Raw genomic sequence first — 14,547 nt, 5'->3', positions numbered from 1 at the left:
TCCCCGAACGTCGCACCCGATGCCTTTCGCACGCAAAGGAGCTTCCTCGATGTCCTCACGCCATTATCGTCTGCTCGCCCTCGGCCTCCTGGCATTCGTGCCGTCCATGGCCGCGCAGGCCGCCGATCCGCCGCGCGAGCAGGCTCGCAACGCCGTCCGGGTGCTCGACGAGATGATCAACGACGCCCCCGACAAGTCGATTCCCTCCGACCTGCTCAAGAACGCCAGGGCGATCGCGGTGCTGCCCGACATGGTCAAGGGTGGATTCGTCTTCTCCGGCGCCAAGGGCGAGGGCCTGATCTCGATCAAGAGCCCCGACGGCACCTGGTCCAACCCCAATTTCATCTCGATGGCCGGCGCGGGCGTGGGCTTCCAGGCCGGCATCCAGTCGACCGACGTCATCCTGGTGTTCCGTACCGACCGTGGCGTGCAGAGCATCATCGACGGCAAATTCACCCTCGGCGCCAATGCCTCCGCGGCGGCGGGCCCGGTGGGCCGCTCAGCCACCGCGGCGACCGACGGCCAGCTCAAGGCGGAGATCTACACCTATTCCCGCGCGAAAGGCCTGTTCGCGGGCGTGGCGCTGGACGGCACGCATTTCAGCATCGACGACGACTCCAACGAGCAGATTTACGGAAAGGGCATCACGCCCCGTCGCATTTTTGAGGGCGGCGTGACGAACGTACCCCCCGAAGTAGTCAATTTCCGGGATAAACTTGAGGAGTACACTCAGAAGTGACGGCGCCCGGGGGGTGCCATCCGTCCCACCGGCCCTTTGAGGGCCCTCGAGGTTTTTCATGAGCATTACCCATATCGTCCTCCTGCTGCTCGTCGTCGTGCTGATCTTCGGCACGAAGAAGCTGCGTAACATCGGCTCGGACCTGGGCGGTGCCATGCGCGACTTCAAGAAGGGCATGGAAGGCGACGAAGAGACCCGTCGCGAAGAGCGTCTGCGCGAAGAGAAGCTCCGCGCCGATCCGCCGCCGTCCGCCTCGGCGTCCACCGCCCAGCGCGAGAACGCCGAGTCCCACGACCGCAACCCGTGATCGCGGCGCCGCCATGATCGAGATCAGCTTCGGCAAACTGCTGCTGCTCGCGCTGGTGGCGCTCATCGTCCTCGGGCCGGAACGCCTGCCCCACGCCGCGCGTACCGCCGGTGCGCTCCTGCGCCGCGTACGCAACGGCTGGGACAGCGTGCGTTCCGAGGTGGAGCGCGAGATTCAGGCCGAGGAAATCCGTCGCACCCTGCGTGAGACGGCGGAGCAGGCGCGCTCCGCCCACGACGGCGTGCGTGACGACCTGCGTGCCACCGGCGAGGAGATGCGCCGCACCGGGAACCAGGTGCGCGATACCTTCACCGAGACCCAGGCCGCCCGCGTGACGGCGGACGAGACGCCGGCGCCGGTCACGGCCGAGCCGGTGCCACCGCCCAGGAACGAACCGCATGACCGCACGTGAGCCCGATCCGTCCGCCGAGGACGGTCTCGAAGCGGGCCTGTTTTCCCATCTGATCGAACTGCGCGCGCGCCTGATGCGCGCCATCGTGGTGCTGTTGCTGGTGCTGCTGGCCCTGGTGCCGGTCGCCAACCACCTCTATGCGGAGCTGGCCAAGCCGCTGGTCGACCGCATGCCCCATGGCGCGCACCTCATCGCCACCGAGGTTGCCAGCCCCTTCGTGACGCCGCTGAAGCTGGCCTTCTTCGTCGCGCTGTTCATCAGCATGCCGATGATCCTCTACCAGCTGTGGGCCTTCGTGAGTCCCGGCCTGTACAAGCACGAAAAACGCCTGGCCAAGCCGCTGCTGGTCGCCGCGCTGGTGCTGTTCTATTCGGGCTGTGCGTTCGCCTATTTCGTCGTGATGCCCGCTGCCTTCAAGTTCCTGAACGCGGTGACGCCCGACGGCGTGGCGATGATGACCGACATCACGCACTACCTCGATTTCGTGATGCTGATGTTCTTCGCCTTCGGTCTGTGCTTCGAAGTGCCGGTGGCGGTGGTGATCCTCGCGGCCATCGGCGTGGTCGACGCCGAAAAGCTCAGCAAGGGGCGCGGCTACGCCATCGTCGGCGCGTTCGCCATTTCGGCCTTCATCACGCCGCCCGACCTGCTGTCGATGGTGATGTTGGCGGTACCCATGTGCCTGCTCTACGAGCTGGGCGTGCTTTCGGTACGATTCCTGCTGAAACCCCCCGAACAACGGGAGTAGGCGCCATGGCCGTAACCCTCGGCTGGCTGGCGGTAAAGGGTAAGGACGAAACGGCGGTGTTCGCCGAGCTGAATCTCGCCCGGAACGGCGAGACATCCCCGCGCGCGAAGCGCGGTTTTTGCCTGACCCTGCCGTCGGGCTGGTTCGTGGTGGTGGCGCGCGCGGGATCGCCGCTTCTCGTGGAAGATGCCGTGCTGCCCTTGTCCAGGGGATGCACGGTGGTGAGCGTGCAATACGACGCCACGGCCTACAGCGTGGTCACCTGCTACGAAAACGGCGCGGTGCTTTGGCACGTGGAACATGCCGCCCAGGCTGACGAGATCCGCGTGCTGGTCACCAGCGGCAGCCTGCCGCCGGGCTTCGACGTACTGCATGCTCGTTTCGAATCCGAGCAGGATCTCGCCGATGCCGACGGCCGCGACGTCGACTGCTTCGTCGCCCTGCCGGTGGAACTGGCCGAGATGGTCACGGGCTTCGAATACGACTTCGGGGCGGCGGCGTATGGGTTGCCGGCTTTCGATGGGTGGAAGATGGGGGAGGAGGTGATTCCCCGGGCGGCATCGCGACGGTTGCGGCGGCGCATGGCGCGGGCAGGGCGGCCCTGGTGGAAGTTCTGGTAACCGGGATTCGCCGATGCGATCGGCTCCCACCCCTTCGGTAGCAAGGTCCACGAGACGGCTACCGGAGGGATGGGAGCCTGCCCGGTAGCAAGGTTTTCGAGCAGGGACCACCGGGCGGGAGCCGACCCGATAGCAGGCCTTTCGCGCGGTGGCTACCGGAGGGGCGGGAGCAGACCCAGCAGCAGGCCTTTCGCGCGGTGGCTACCGGAGGGGCGGGAGCAGACCCAGCAGCAGGCCTTTCGCGCGGTGACTACCGGAGGGGTGTGAGCCGACCCGGTAGCAAGCCTTTCTCGCGCTGACTACCGGAGGGGTGGGAGCCGATCGTATCGGCGAAAAGCCAACGCAGCGGTGAGGCGGTCACCGGCGGCCCAGCGCAAGCCCCTTCAACACGTTGAGCGCCTGCGACAACGCATAGTCCTCGATCGCCAGCTTCCCGTCGTCATCCGCCGATCCCTTGTCGTCGGCGGCTCCCTTCTCGTTCACCAGGTGGTTCGGCAGGTCGGCCTCCGACCCGATCAGCTGTGGCGGCGTGTCGCTCTTGTTCACGGCCAGATCGGCCAGCGCGATGTCCGGCTTGATGCCCTCGGCCTGGATCGACGTACCGTTGGGCGTGTAGTAACGCGCCGTGGTGATCTTCACCGCGTGGTCCTGGTCGAGCGGCAGCACGGTCTGCACCACGCCCTTGCCGAACGTGCGCCTGCCCATGATGAGCGCGCGATGGTTGTCCTTGAGTGCGCCGGAGACGATCTCCGCGGCCGAAGCGGTGCCGTTGTCGACCAGAAGCACCATCGGCGCGCCGTTGAGCATGTCGCCCGGGTGCGCATCGAAGTTGAGGTTGGCGTCGGGCAGGCGTCCCTTGGTGCTGACGATGCCGCCGCTGTCGAGGAAGGTGTCGGCCACGCCCACCGCCGTGGTCAGCAGGCCGCCGGGATTCGAGCGGAGGTCGAGCACGGCGCCCTTGGGCGCGCCGTTCTTCTTGATGTAGTCGCCCAGCTTCTTCTCCAGGTCGGACGCGGTGTCTTCCTGGAACTGGCTCAGGCGGACGTACACGTAACCCGGCTCGAGCGCCCGCACCTTCACGCTGGTGACGTTGATGCGCTCACGCACCAGGGGCACGTCCACGGGCTTGTCCGACTTCTCGTGGAGGATGGTGAGGGTGATCTTCGAGCCCGGGTCGCCACGCAGTTTCTTGAACGCGTCGTCGATGTTCTGGCCGTCGACCACCAGGCCGTCGACCTTCAGGATGGTGTCGCCGGCCTTGATGCCGGCGCGCGATGCCGGCGTATCGTCGATGGGCGAGACGATCTTCAGCATGCCGTCGACCTGGAGCACCTCGATGCCGAGGCCGCCGTACTGGCCGGTGGTGTCTTCGTCCAGTTCGGCGAGGCCGTCCTTGTCGAGATATTCGCTGTGCGGGTCGAGGTTCTCCAGCATGCCGGAGATGGCGGCCTTCATGATGGTCTTGTTGTCGAGTTTCTCGACGTAGGCCTGCTGGATGATGTGATAGACGCGCGTGAAATTGCGGATATCGTCGAGATCGACGTCGTCGTCGGCCGCCGAGGCCACCTTCGCCGCCGTGGTGGACGACGCCGCGGGTGCGTCGGGCTGCTTGATGGCCGGCTTGGCCTCGTGTTTCTGCGCGTGCGCGGGAACCGCCAGCACGGTTGCGAGGGCCAGCGCGAGGGCGAGCCGAAGGGGGTGCTGCCGCATGCCTTTCTCCAGGATCAATGCCGTTTGCCGAGCCAGCCGCGCGCGTCGATGGGCTTGCCGCCCTGGCGCAGCTCGAAATACGCGCCGCTGTCGCCGGCCGGCGCCGCGGCGGTGCCGACGGCTTCGCCGGCCTCCACCATGTCGCCCACGCCGTGCAGCAGCGTTTCGTTGTTGCCGTACATGCTCATGAATCCGTTGCCGTGGTTGACGATGATCATCATGCCGTAGCCGCGCAGGAAGTTCGCGAACACCACGCGGCCGCGCGCCACCGCCTTCACCTCGCTGCCGCGTGGCGCGACGATGATCACGCCGTTGCCGTAGGCATGCACCGCGCCGTTGGCGGGCCACGGCAGGTTGCCGCGCAGGTTGCCCAGCGGAGCGGTGGGCGTGCCCTTGGGCGAAGGCGCCGGTTCGGCGGCCTTCGCGGCCTCGTCGATCACCTTCTGCAGGCGGGCGACCAGGGCGTTCATGTCCGTCTCGTTCTGCTTGAGCGCGGCGATGCGCGAGGCCTGGTCCTTGTATTTCGAATCGGCCTGGGCCACGAGCTTCTGCTGTTCGACACGTTGCTTTTCCAGGTCGGCGGCGCGCTTCTCGCGCTCGGCGCGGGTCGCCTCCAGCTTCTGCTGTTCGGCGGAGATCGCGGCTTCGACCTCCTGGAGTCGGGAAAGATCCGCCAGCAGGCCCTTGATCCGCTCCACGCGGTTTTGCTGGAAATAGCGCGAGTAGGCCAGGGCACGCGAGATCCGGTTGACGTCCTCGTCGCCGAGGAGCAATTGGAGGTCGGAGCCCCGGCCCAGCGTGTAGGTGGCGCGCAGGAGGTCGCCCAGGGCACCCTTTTGGCGATCCAGGCCTTGCTGGATGCCGTTCTTCTGCTCACCGAGCTGTTCGAGGTCGCGCTTGCGCTGCTCCAGCTCGGCATCGGTGTCGCGCACGGCACGGGCCGCGGCCGAGACCTGCTCGGCCTGGCGGGCCAGGGCCGCGTTGGCGCTGTCACGGGTGTTGGCGGTGTCCCGCTGGTCTTTCGCGAGCTGGTCGATCTGCTTGCGCACGTCGTCGAGCTTCTGCCGGGCCTGCTCCTGTTCGGCGCGAGCCTTGCCGTCCTGCGCGGAGTGGGCGGCGGGGGTCAGGGCGGTCAGGAGGAGGGCGAGGGCGAGGGGCAGGGGACGGAATGGGCGCATGGACCGATTATGACCCATCCCGTGGCTGGGCCGGCTGCCGCCGGTTCGCCGATGCGATCGGCTCCCACCCCTTCGGCAGCAAGCTTTCGGCCAGCTTTCCATCGACGGAGGTACCGGCCTGATCGCCTTGCCGGCGCCGCTCTGCGGGGCACCCGTTTCTTAGGAATTCCGTTCAATTTTCATTTGGACGTCTAAGTGGCTTTGACGCAACGCGGCAAATGCGATTACAGTGAGGCGCAACCCTCCCCGGCGTTGCATTCCCCAGCACAAACCAATGCCACGAGGAGGCGGATGGTGGAGCAAGGCATTCCGCGCCTCTACGATGAGGCGTTCGAACACGACAGCTGCGGCTTCGGTCTCGTCGCTCAGGTCGACGGCCACGCGAGCGCGGCGCTCGTCGACACGGCATTCGCGGCCCTCGCGAAACTTTCCCACCGCGGCGGCGTGAACGCCGACGGTGTCAGCGGCGACGGCTGCGGCGTGCTCATACGCCGGCCGGTGGAATGGTTGCGCGCGCTCGCCTCCGATGCGGGTATTTCGCTCGCCACGCATTTCGCGGCGGGCCTGGTCTTCCTCGATCGGTTACATGCGAAAGCATCGGCCGACGTGCTGGCCGAAGAACTCGCCCAGGTGAACCTGCGCGTGGCGGGCTGGCGCGACGTGGCCGTCGACGCCGAAGCGTGCGGGCCGCTTGCCGCGGCATCCATGCCGCTCGTGCGCCAGGTATTCGTCGAGGCGCAGGCCGACCTCGCGCCGGCCGCCTTCGAAGCGGCACTGTTTCGCGCGCGCCGCCGCACCGAGCAGCGGCTCGCCGACGATCCGCAGTTCTACGTGGTGTCCCTGTCCGGCGAGATCATCGGCTACAAGGCCATGGCGGCGCCCGGCAAGTTGCGCGACGTCTACGCCGACCTGCGCCACCCGGCCCTGGTCGCCGACGCCGTGGTATTCCACCAGCGCTTCTCCACCAACACCTCGCCGCGCTGGCGCCTGGCCCAGCCGTTCCGCTTCCTCGCGCACAACGGCGAGATCAACACCATTCGCGCCAACCGCCGCTGGATGCAGGCGCGCGGTTCGGTGCTGCGCTCGGACAAGGTCGATCTCACCGGCATCGGTCCGTTGGTGCGGCAGGACGGCTCCGATTCGGAAAGCCTCGACAACGCGCTCGAAGTGCTGCTCATGGGCGGCATGGACCTGCTCACGGCCATGCGCGTGCTCGTGCCGCCGGCGTATGCCGCGCGCGAGGACATCGACGAAGACCTCGCCGCGTTCTACGAGTATTACGCGCTGCACAGCGAACCGTGGGACGGTCCCGCGGGCCTGGTGATGTGCGACGGCCGTTACGCGGCATGCACGCTCGATCGCAACGGCCTGCGCCCCGCGCGTTGGGCGCTGTCCGACGACAACCACCTGATCGTCGCCTCCGAAGCCGGCCTCTGGGACGTTCCCTCCGCGCGCATCGTCGCCAAGGGACGCCTCGCGCCGGGCGAGATGATCGCCGTGGATTTCCGCGAGCACCGTTTGCTGCGCGACGCGGACATCGATGCGATCAACCGCGCGCGCGCACCGTTCCGCGACTGGCTGCGCGACGGCGTCACCTATCTCGAATCCGACCTCATCGATCCCAGCCTCGCGGCCGAACCCCTGCCGTCGGACGAACTGCGCCGTTACCAGAAGCTCTACGGTCTGTCGCGCGAGGAATGCGAATCGGTGCTCAAGGTGCTCGCCGAAACCGAGGCCGAAGCCACCGGCTCGATGGGCGACGACACGCCCATGGCCGTGCTTTCCCGGCAGGTTCGACCGCTGTTCGATCGCTTCCGCCAGGGCTTCGCGCAAGTCACCAACCCGCCCATCGATCCGCTGCGCGAGCGGCTGGTGATGTCGCTGGTGACGCAGATCGGCCAGGAGCGGAACATCTTCGACCTCGGTCCGGAAAACGCGAAGCAGATCCTGCTCAACTCGCCGATCCTCTCGCAACGCAAGCTGCGCCAGATCCTGGCCCATCCCGACTACGCCGACACGCCGCGCTTCGACCTCATGTACGGCGACGGCGACACGTTGGAGCAGGCCCTCGTGCGCCTCTGTGACGACGTGGAAGCCGCGGTGCGCGGCGGCACGACGATCGTGTTCCTGAGCGACCGCTATCCACGCCGCGACCTGTTGCCGATCCATTCGTTGCTCGCCACGGGTGCCGTGCATGCGCGCCTGGTGGACACGGGCCTGCGATGTCAGTGCAACATCATGGTGGAGACGGCCACGCCGCGCGATCCGCACCATTTCGCCTGCCTGCTCGGTTTCGGCGCCACGGCCATCTATCCCTGGCTGGCCTACCAGAGCCTGTTCGACCTCGGCCGCAGCGGCCACCTGCGCAAGGGCGAGGGCGCGCCGCGTGAAATCGGTCGCAACTACCGTCGCGGCATTCGCAAGGGCCTGCTGAAGATCCTCTCCAAGATGGGCATCTCGACGGTCGCGGGGTATCGCGGCGCGCAGCTCTTCGAGATCGTGGGACTGTCGCCCGACGTGGTGAAGCTCTGCTTCCCCGGTACGCCCTCGCGCATCGGCGGTTCGACCTTCGCCGATCTCGAGCAGGAGCAGCGCATCCTCGCCGCCGAAGCCTGGGACGAAGCCCTGGCGCTGCGCGCGGGTGGTCTCTACAAGTACGTGCATGGCGGCGAGTTCCACATGTACGGCCCCGACGTCATCGCCAGCCTCCAGGTGGCGGTGCGCACGGGACTCTGGCGCGACTACCAGACCTACGCGCATCACGTCGACACGCGACCGCCGTCGGCCCTGCGCGACCTGCTCGTGCCGCGCGCGGGTACGCCGGTGCCACTCGACGAGGTGGAGCCCGTGGAGTCCATCCTGCGTCGCTTCGATTCGGCGGGCATGTCGCTGGGCGCGTTGTCACCCGAGGCGCACGAGGCGCTCGCCATCGCGATGAACCGCCTGGGCGCGCGAAGCAACTCGGGCGAGGGCGGCGAAGATCCCGTGCGTTACGGCACCGAGCGCGCATCGAAGATCAAGCAGGTGGCCTCCGGCCGTTTCGGCGTCACGCCGGCCTACCTCGTCAACGCCGAGGTGCTGCAGATCAAGATCGCGCAGGGCGCCAAGCCGGGCGAGGGCGGCCAGCTGCCGGGTCACAAGGTGGACGCCACCATCGCGAGGCTGCGTTACGCCAAACCGGGCATCGGCCTGATTTCGCCGCCGCCGCACCACGACATCTACTCCATCGAAGACCTCGCTCAGCTCATCCATGACCTCAAGGAGGTCAATCCCGACGCGCTGGTCTCGGTCAAGCTCGTGTCGCATGCGGGCGTGGGCACGGTGGCGGCGGGCGTGGTCAAAGCGGGTGCCGATCTCATCACCGTGTCCGGCCACGACGGCGGCACCGGTGCGAGCCCGCTCACCTCGATCAAGTACGCGGGCACGCCCTGGGAGCTGGGCCTGGCGGAAACGCAGCAGACGCTTCGCCTCAACAACCTGCGCGGACGCGTTCGCCTGCAGACCGATGGGGGCCTCAAGACCGGCCTGGACGTCATCAAGGCGGCGATGCTCGGCGCCGAGAGTTTCGGCTTCGGTACCGGGCCGATGGTGGCCCTGGGTTGCAAGTACCTGCGCATCTGCCATCTCAACAATTGCGCCACCGGCGTCGCCACGCAGCATCCGGTGTTGCGCGAGAAGCACTTCATCGGGCTTCCCGAGATGGTGATGAACTACTTCCGCTTCGTGGCGGAAGACGTGCGCCACCACCTGGCTCGCCTGGGGATGCGTTCGCTGGATGAGCTGATCGGACGAAGCGCGCTGCTGGACCGGCGCGAAGGCGTCACCGCGGTGCAGGAACGGCTCGATCTCGCGCCGCTGGTGAGCGAAGACGGACTCGGCACCGAGGTGGATTTCGCCTGCACGTTCGCACGCAACCCGGTGCGCGACCCCGCCACGCTCGCCCACCGCATCTCGGCCGAAACGCGCGAGGCCGTCGCGCACGGCACGGGCGGCGCGTTCGCCTACGACATCGCCAACACCGACCGCGCCATCGGCGCGCGCCTGTCCGGTGAGGTGGCGCGCCGCTGGGGCGACGCGGGCATGAGCGGCAGGCCGGTCGAGCTGCGCCTGCGCGGCGCGGCGGGCCAGAGCCTGGGTGCGTGGAATGCCGGCGGTGTGCACATCGAGCTGGTCGGCGAAGCCAACGACGGCGTGGGCAAGGGCATGGCCGGAGGCCGCATCGTGGTCCGCCCGCCGGAGGATTCGCCTTTCGCGAGCCAGGACGCTTCGATCATCGGCAACACCTGCCTCTACGGCGCCACCGGAGGAGAGCTCTTCGCCGCCGGACAGGCGGGCGAGCGCTTCGCCGTGCGCAACTCCGGCGCGCTGGCCGTGGTCGAGGGCGCGGGCGACCACTGCTGCGAATACATGACCGGCGGCGTCGTGGCCGTGCTGGGACGTACCGGTCTCAACTTCGGTGCGGGCATGACGGGCGGCTTCGCCTACGTGCTCGACATCGACCGCAACTTCGTCGACTGCTACAACCACGAACTCGTCGACATCGTGCGCATCTCGCACGAGGGCATGGAACACTACATGCAGCACCTGCGCCAGCTCATCGAGCGCCATGCCGAACTCACGCAAAGCGCCTGGGGGCGTCGCGTGCTCGGCGATTTCCGCGGGTTGCTGCAACGGTTCTGGTTGGTGAAACCCAAGGCGGCCAGTCTCGATGCGCTGGCCGAAGAATTGAGGAGCGCGGCATGAGCGCGAAAGACTTCCGTTTCCTCGATCTTCCGCGCCAGGTACCGCGCACGGTGCCGGTGCCGGTGCGCGTGCTCGGTTACGGCGAGATTTCCGGCGACTTCGCCTCCACCGAGGCATCGCAGCAGTCCGGGCGTTGCATCGATTGCGGCAACCCGTATTGCGAGCACGCCTGCCCGGTGCACAACTACATCCCGAACTGGTTGAAACTGGTGCAGGACGGCCGTCTCTTCGAAGCGGCCACGTTGATGCACGAGACGAACCCGTTGCCGGAGATCTGCGGCCGCGTGTGTCCGCAGGATCGCCTTTGCGAAGGTGCGTGCACCCTGGAACAGGGCGATTTCGGCGCGGTCACCATCGGCAGCGTCGAGCGCTGGGTCACCGACGAAGCCTTCCGCCAGGGCTGGCGCCCCGATCTGTCGCGCGTGAAGGAAACCGGCGCGCGCGTGGCGATCGTCGGCGCCGGCCCCGCCGGCCTGGCCTGCGCGGATCGCCTGCGTCGCGCGGGCATCGCCGCCGACGTGTTCGATCGTCAGCGCGAGATCGGCGGTCTTCTCACCTTCGGCATCCCGCCGTTCAAGCTCGACAAGAACGTGGTACTCACGCGCCGTACCGTGCTCGAAGGCATGGGCGTGCGGTTCCATCTCGGTGTGGAGATCGGCCGCGACATCGCCTTCGACGACTTGCTCGCCGACTACGATGCCGTGTTCGTCGGTACGGGCGCGTACACCTACGTCGACGGGCGGCTCGAAGGGCGTGAGCTCGCCGGTGTGCACGATGCGCTGCCTTTCCTTATCGCCAACACCGAGCGCCTGCTACGCGACGAGTCGCCTTCGCCCGAATACGATCTCGCGGGCAAGCATGTGGTGGTGCTGGGCGGCGGCGATACGGGCATGGACTGCAACCGCACCGCGATCCGCCTCGGTGCGGCCTCGGTCACCTGCGTCTACCGACGCGACGAGCCCAGCATGCCCGGTTCGCGTCGTGAGGTGGGTTACAGCCGCGAGGAGGGCGTGCGTTTCCTCTTCCACCGACAACCCGTCGCGCTGGTGGGCGAAGGTGGAAAGGTGAAAGCCGTGCGTGTGGTGGAAACGGAGCTGGTCGACGACGGCGACGGGCGTCCGCGGCCGCGTAACGTCGAAGGCAGCGACACCGATCTGCGTGCCGACGTGGTGATCCAGGCCTTCGGTTTCCAGCCGAGCCCGCCGGATTGGTGCGAGGCGTTCGGTATCGACCGCGATCGCAGCGGACGCATCGTGACGGGCGTCGAGGGACGCCTGCCTCACCAGACGAGCCATCCGCAGGTGTTCGCCGGTGGCGACAACGTGCGGGGCGCCGACCTCGTGGTGCGTGCGGTGTACGACGGTCGCGAAGCCGCCGGGTCCATCGTCAGGATGCTGGCCGAGGGCAAGGTGAAAGCGACGGTCGCGGCCTGATACGCCTCGCCGTGGTTCGATACGGCCGGTATCCGTTGCACCGGCGAAGGCTCGTACCCACGGCGCCGGTTCTCGCCCTGGCCAGGACGCCTGCTCGCTCTTGAAAGGGCGCAGGCGCAGAATGGGGGCCATGCCTCCCTCGGGTTGCTCCTCATGTGCCTGATCGCCTTCGCCTGGCGCGTCCATCCGCGCTGGCGCCTCGTCCTCGCCGGCAACCGCGACGAGTTCCATGCCCGCCCCACCGCGCCCCTCGCCTCGTGGGACGAAGCGCCCCAGGTCGTAGCGGGCCGCGACCTCGAGGCGGGAGGCACGTGGGCCGGCGTGGCACCCCATGGCCGCGTCAGCGTCATCACCAACGTTCGCGATCCCGAAGCGAACCACGACGGTTTGTCCCGGGGCTTGCTCGTGGCCGATTACCTCGGCTCCAACGTGTCCGCAGCCGAGCATGCCGGCGAGTTGATGGCGGCCGCGAAGGACTACCGCCCGTTCAACCTGCTCACCTTCGACGGCGAGAAGGGCTTTTACCTCGGCAACCACCCGGAGGCGAGACGGCAGGAAATCACCGATGGCGTACACGGCCTGTCCAACGCCGACTTCAACGCGCCCTGGCCGAAGACGCGTGCGTTGACGACGAAGCTCGGGCAGTGGGATGGCGACATCGCGTCGCTGTTCGGGATGCTGTCCGATCCAGGCCGCTGGCCGGACGACCTGCTACCGGATACGGGGATAGGCGTCGAGCGCGAACGGTTCCTGTCCAGCGCGTTCATTGCGGGGGAACACTACGGCACCCGGGCGAGTACGGTGATCCTCGTGGGTTACGACGACGCGACGAGCGTCATCGAGCGGCGGTTCGGGCCGAACGGCGTTCCGGCGGGCGAGACCCGAATCGACCTGCCGCCCGCTACGTAGGATTCGCCGATGCGATCGGCTCCCACCCCTTCGGTAGGAGACCTGCGACCGAAGGGGGGGGAGCCGATCGCATCGGCGAATCCAGGTCGCGATATTCCCTCCACGAGCGAAAGTCTTTTGCCCGCCCGGCGATTGATCCACGTCGCCTCCACCCCGACGATGGTGCCATCACTTTTTCCTTCCCGGAGCGCACCATGAACATCGACCTCGGCAAGCGCAGCGCCATCGTTACCGGTTCCACCGCCGGCATTGGCCTGGCCATCGCCAAGGGCCTGGCCGCCGCCGGTGCCAGCGTCGTCATCACCGGCCGCACGCAGGCGCGCGTGGACGAAGCCATCGCCGAGATCCGCAAGCAGCTGCCCGACGCACGCGTTTCCGGCGTGGCCGCCGACCTCGGCACCGCCGAAGGCGCCGCCAAACTCATCGCCGCCGTGCAGCAGACGGACATCCTCGTCAACAACCTCGGCATCTTCGAACCGAAGGACTTCTTCGCCATCGACGACGCCGAGTGGAGCCGCTTCTTCGAGATCAACGTCAACTCGGGCGTGCGGCTCTCGCGTCACTACGCCAAGGGCATGGCCGATCGCGGCTGGGGTCGCGTGCAGTTCATCTCCAGCGAGTCCGGCGTGCAGATCCCCGCGGAAATGGTCCACTACGGCGTCACCAAGACGGCGCAGCTCGGCGTGTCGCGCGGCCTGGCCGAAGTGCTCGCCGGTACCGGCGTGACGGTGAACGCCGTGCTTCCGGGCCCGACCCTGTCTGAAGGCGTGAGCGAATTCTTCGGCAAGATCGCGAAGGACCAAGGCAAGACGCAGGAAGCGGTGGAACAGGACTTCATCGCCACGCATCGCCCCACGTCGCTCATCAAGCGTCTGCTCAGCGTCGAGGAAGTGGCGAACGCCTGCGTGTACCTCGCCTCCGAGCAAGCCTCGGGCACCACCGGCGCGGCGATTCGCGTCGACGGCGGCGTGACCCGCTCGATCGTCTGATCAGCCCAACTGGCGGACGATGCGGGCGAAGGCCCCGTCGTTCCGCTGGAATTCCGGACGCGGCGCATGGAAGCGCTCGTCGGTGAGTCCGATCGCGCCGACGCGATCCATCCGAAAGCTTTTCCACCCCCTCGATTCGCCCGACGCGCTGCCGCCATCGACCTGGTAGGCGCTCAGCAGGCGATCGCCGTGCGCGTCGTCGCCATAGACGTGCGGCTGCACGAGCCTCCTGCGGCCACCGTAGTCGACGAGAAGCAGGCGCATCTCGTCGATAGCCTGGCAGACGACGGCGTCGTGTCGATTCACGAGACGTCGCCGTCCACGTAATACCAGAGGCCATCTTCTCGCACGAAGCGGCTGACTTCGTGCATGCGCTGCGCGCTGCCACCGCCGATGCGCATGCGTGCGATAAATTCGACGATGGCGGTATCGGGTGACGGATTCTCATGACGTTTCACCGTCAAGCCGAGCCAGGTCGGCTTCGGCGACTGCGTTTCCAGCTCGAGCGACGCGGGACGGGTGCTGTCGTGCCAACTGGCCAGAAGGTAATCCTCCAGGCCGAGTACATAAGCGCTGTACCTCGATCGCATCAGCGCTTCCGCCGTCGGCGCCGCGCCGCCGGCATGCCAACGGCCGCAACAGGCAGAGAGGGAGGTTCCACTGCCGCAGGGGCACGGGCGAGACTCGGTCATGGGCACATCCGGGTTGGAGCCTCCCATGGTGGCGGGATCGGTCTCCGTCTTCAACGACCGGGCGGCA

At 67.5% G+C, this 14,547-nt stretch carries 13 protein-coding genes; 9 read left to right on the top strand and 4 right to left on the bottom strand.

Annotated elements, in window-relative coordinates; all coding sequences use genetic code 11:
• Positions 1–49 precede the first annotated feature (49 nt).
• Genes JNG39_RS09535 through JNG39_RS09515 form a run of 5 tightly spaced genes read left to right on the top strand, consistent with a single transcriptional unit; the run spans position 50 to position 2,826 of the window.
• Positions 50–739: a lipid-binding SYLF domain-containing protein gene (locus tag JNG39_RS09535; protein WP_368311024.1), complete on the top strand. Its 690-nt coding sequence runs from the start codon at positions 50–52 to the stop codon at positions 737–739.
• Positions 740–797: 58 nt separating this feature from the next.
• Positions 798–1,046, top strand: a complete 249-nt coding sequence (tatA, locus tag JNG39_RS09530; RefSeq protein WP_247372847.1) for a twin-arginine translocase TatA/TatE family subunit — start codon at positions 798–800, stop codon at positions 1,044–1,046.
• A 13-nt stretch (positions 1,047–1,059) separates the two neighbouring features.
• On the top strand, positions 1,060–1,458 hold the full coding sequence (gene tatB, locus JNG39_RS09525; protein ID WP_368311022.1) for a Sec-independent protein translocase protein TatB: 399 nt from the start codon (positions 1,060–1,062) through the stop codon (positions 1,456–1,458).
• Positions 1,445–2,206, top strand: a complete 762-nt coding sequence (gene tatC, locus JNG39_RS09520; protein WP_368311021.1) for a twin-arginine translocase subunit TatC — start codon at positions 1,445–1,447, stop codon at positions 2,204–2,206. Before tatB ends, tatC begins: the two co-directional genes overlap by 14 nt.
• 5 nt (positions 2,207–2,211) lie before the next feature.
• Complete coding sequence (locus JNG39_RS09515) at positions 2,212–2,826, top strand: hypothetical protein (protein WP_368311019.1); 615 nt, start codon at positions 2,212–2,214, stop codon at positions 2,824–2,826.
• A 357-nt stretch (positions 2,827–3,183) separates the two neighbouring features.
• Here the strand turns inward: JNG39_RS09515 and JNG39_RS09510 are convergent, their stop codons facing one another.
• Both JNG39_RS09510 and JNG39_RS09505 read right to left on the bottom strand, forming a co-directional pair.
• On the bottom strand, positions 3,184–4,536 hold the full coding sequence (locus JNG39_RS09510) for a S41 family peptidase (protein WP_368311018.1): 1,353 nt from the start codon (positions 4,534–4,536) through the stop codon (positions 3,184–3,186).
• A gap of 14 nt (positions 4,537–4,550) precedes the next feature.
• Complete coding sequence (locus JNG39_RS09505) at positions 4,551–5,714, bottom strand: murein hydrolase activator EnvC (protein WP_368311016.1); 1,164 nt, start codon at positions 5,712–5,714, stop codon at positions 4,551–4,553.
• A gap of 291 nt (positions 5,715–6,005) precedes the next feature.
• Between JNG39_RS09505 and gltB the strand changes: the two genes are divergently transcribed.
• The 4 genes from gltB to JNG39_RS09485 all read left to right on the top strand — a co-directional run bounded on the left by gltB (position 6,006) and on the right by JNG39_RS09485 (position 13,788).
• Positions 6,006–10,457 (top strand): glutamate synthase large subunit, encoded by a 4,452-nt coding sequence (gltB, locus tag JNG39_RS09500; protein ID WP_368311014.1) that lies wholly within the window; start codon positions 6,006–6,008, stop codon positions 10,455–10,457.
• Positions 10,454–11,890, top strand: a complete 1,437-nt coding sequence (locus JNG39_RS09495) for an FAD-dependent oxidoreductase (protein WP_368311012.1) — start codon at positions 10,454–10,456, stop codon at positions 11,888–11,890. The genes gltB and JNG39_RS09495 overlap by 4 nt, the downstream gene beginning before the upstream one ends.
• 153 nt (positions 11,891–12,043) lie before the next feature.
• Positions 12,044–12,799, top strand: a complete 756-nt coding sequence (locus JNG39_RS09490; RefSeq protein WP_368311010.1) for an NRDE family protein — start codon at positions 12,044–12,046, stop codon at positions 12,797–12,799.
• 194 nt (positions 12,800–12,993) lie between these two features.
• Positions 12,994–13,788: an SDR family NAD(P)-dependent oxidoreductase gene (locus tag JNG39_RS09485; RefSeq protein ID WP_368311008.1), complete on the top strand. Its 795-nt coding sequence runs from the start codon at positions 12,994–12,996 to the stop codon at positions 13,786–13,788.
• Here the strand turns inward: JNG39_RS09485 and JNG39_RS09480 are convergent, their stop codons facing one another.
• Positions 13,789–14,094, bottom strand: coding sequence for a hypothetical protein (locus tag JNG39_RS09480; RefSeq protein ID WP_368311006.1), 306 nt, complete (start codon positions 14,092–14,094; stop codon positions 13,789–13,791).
• Positions 14,091–14,480, bottom strand: a complete 390-nt coding sequence (locus JNG39_RS09475; protein ID WP_368311004.1) for a YchJ family protein — start codon at positions 14,478–14,480, stop codon at positions 14,091–14,093. Before JNG39_RS09475 ends, JNG39_RS09480 begins: the two co-directional genes overlap by 4 nt.
• Positions 14,481–14,547: the final 67 nt, after the last annotated feature.

The organism is Luteibacter sp. CQ10 (assembly GCF_040900725.1).
Taxonomy (GTDB): domain Bacteria; phylum Pseudomonadota; class Gammaproteobacteria; order Xanthomonadales; family Rhodanobacteraceae; genus Luteibacter.
This window is presented reverse-complemented; position numbering and strand designations above follow the sequence as displayed.

Bases quoted from the DNA above. Each gene is read 5' to 3' on its own strand.
- JNG39_RS09510 (WP_368311018.1), bottom strand. From the start codon at position 4,536: ATGCGGCAGCACCCCCTTCGGCTCGCCCTCGCGCTGGCCCTCGCAACC.
- tatB (WP_368311022.1), top strand. From the start codon at position 1,060: ATGATCGAGATCAGCTTCGGCAAACTGCTGCTGCTCGCGCTGGTGGCG.
- JNG39_RS09490 (WP_368311010.1), top strand. From the start codon at position 12,044: ATGTGCCTGATCGCCTTCGCCTGGCGCGTCCATCCGCGCTGGCGCCTC.
- JNG39_RS09505 (WP_368311016.1), bottom strand. From the start codon at position 5,714: ATGCGCCCATTCCGTCCCCTGCCCCTCGCCCTCGCCCTCCTCCTGACC.
- tatA (WP_247372847.1), top strand. From the start codon at position 798: ATGAGCATTACCCATATCGTCCTCCTGCTGCTCGTCGTCGTGCTGATC.
- JNG39_RS09485 (WP_368311008.1), top strand. From the start codon at position 12,994: ATGAACATCGACCTCGGCAAGCGCAGCGCCATCGTTACCGGTTCCACC.
- JNG39_RS09495 (WP_368311012.1), top strand. From the start codon at position 10,454: ATGAGCGCGAAAGACTTCCGTTTCCTCGATCTTCCGCGCCAGGTACCG.
- JNG39_RS09535 (WP_368311024.1), top strand. From the start codon at position 50: ATGTCCTCACGCCATTATCGTCTGCTCGCCCTCGGCCTCCTGGCATTC.
- tatC (WP_368311021.1), top strand. From the start codon at position 1,445: ATGACCGCACGTGAGCCCGATCCGTCCGCCGAGGACGGTCTCGAAGCG.
- gltB (WP_368311014.1), top strand. From the start codon at position 6,006: ATGGTGGAGCAAGGCATTCCGCGCCTCTACGATGAGGCGTTCGAACAC.
- JNG39_RS09475 (WP_368311004.1), bottom strand. From the start codon at position 14,480: ATGACCGAGTCTCGCCCGTGCCCCTGCGGCAGTGGAACCTCCCTCTCT.
- JNG39_RS09515 (WP_368311019.1), top strand. From the start codon at position 2,212: ATGGCCGTAACCCTCGGCTGGCTGGCGGTAAAGGGTAAGGACGAAACG.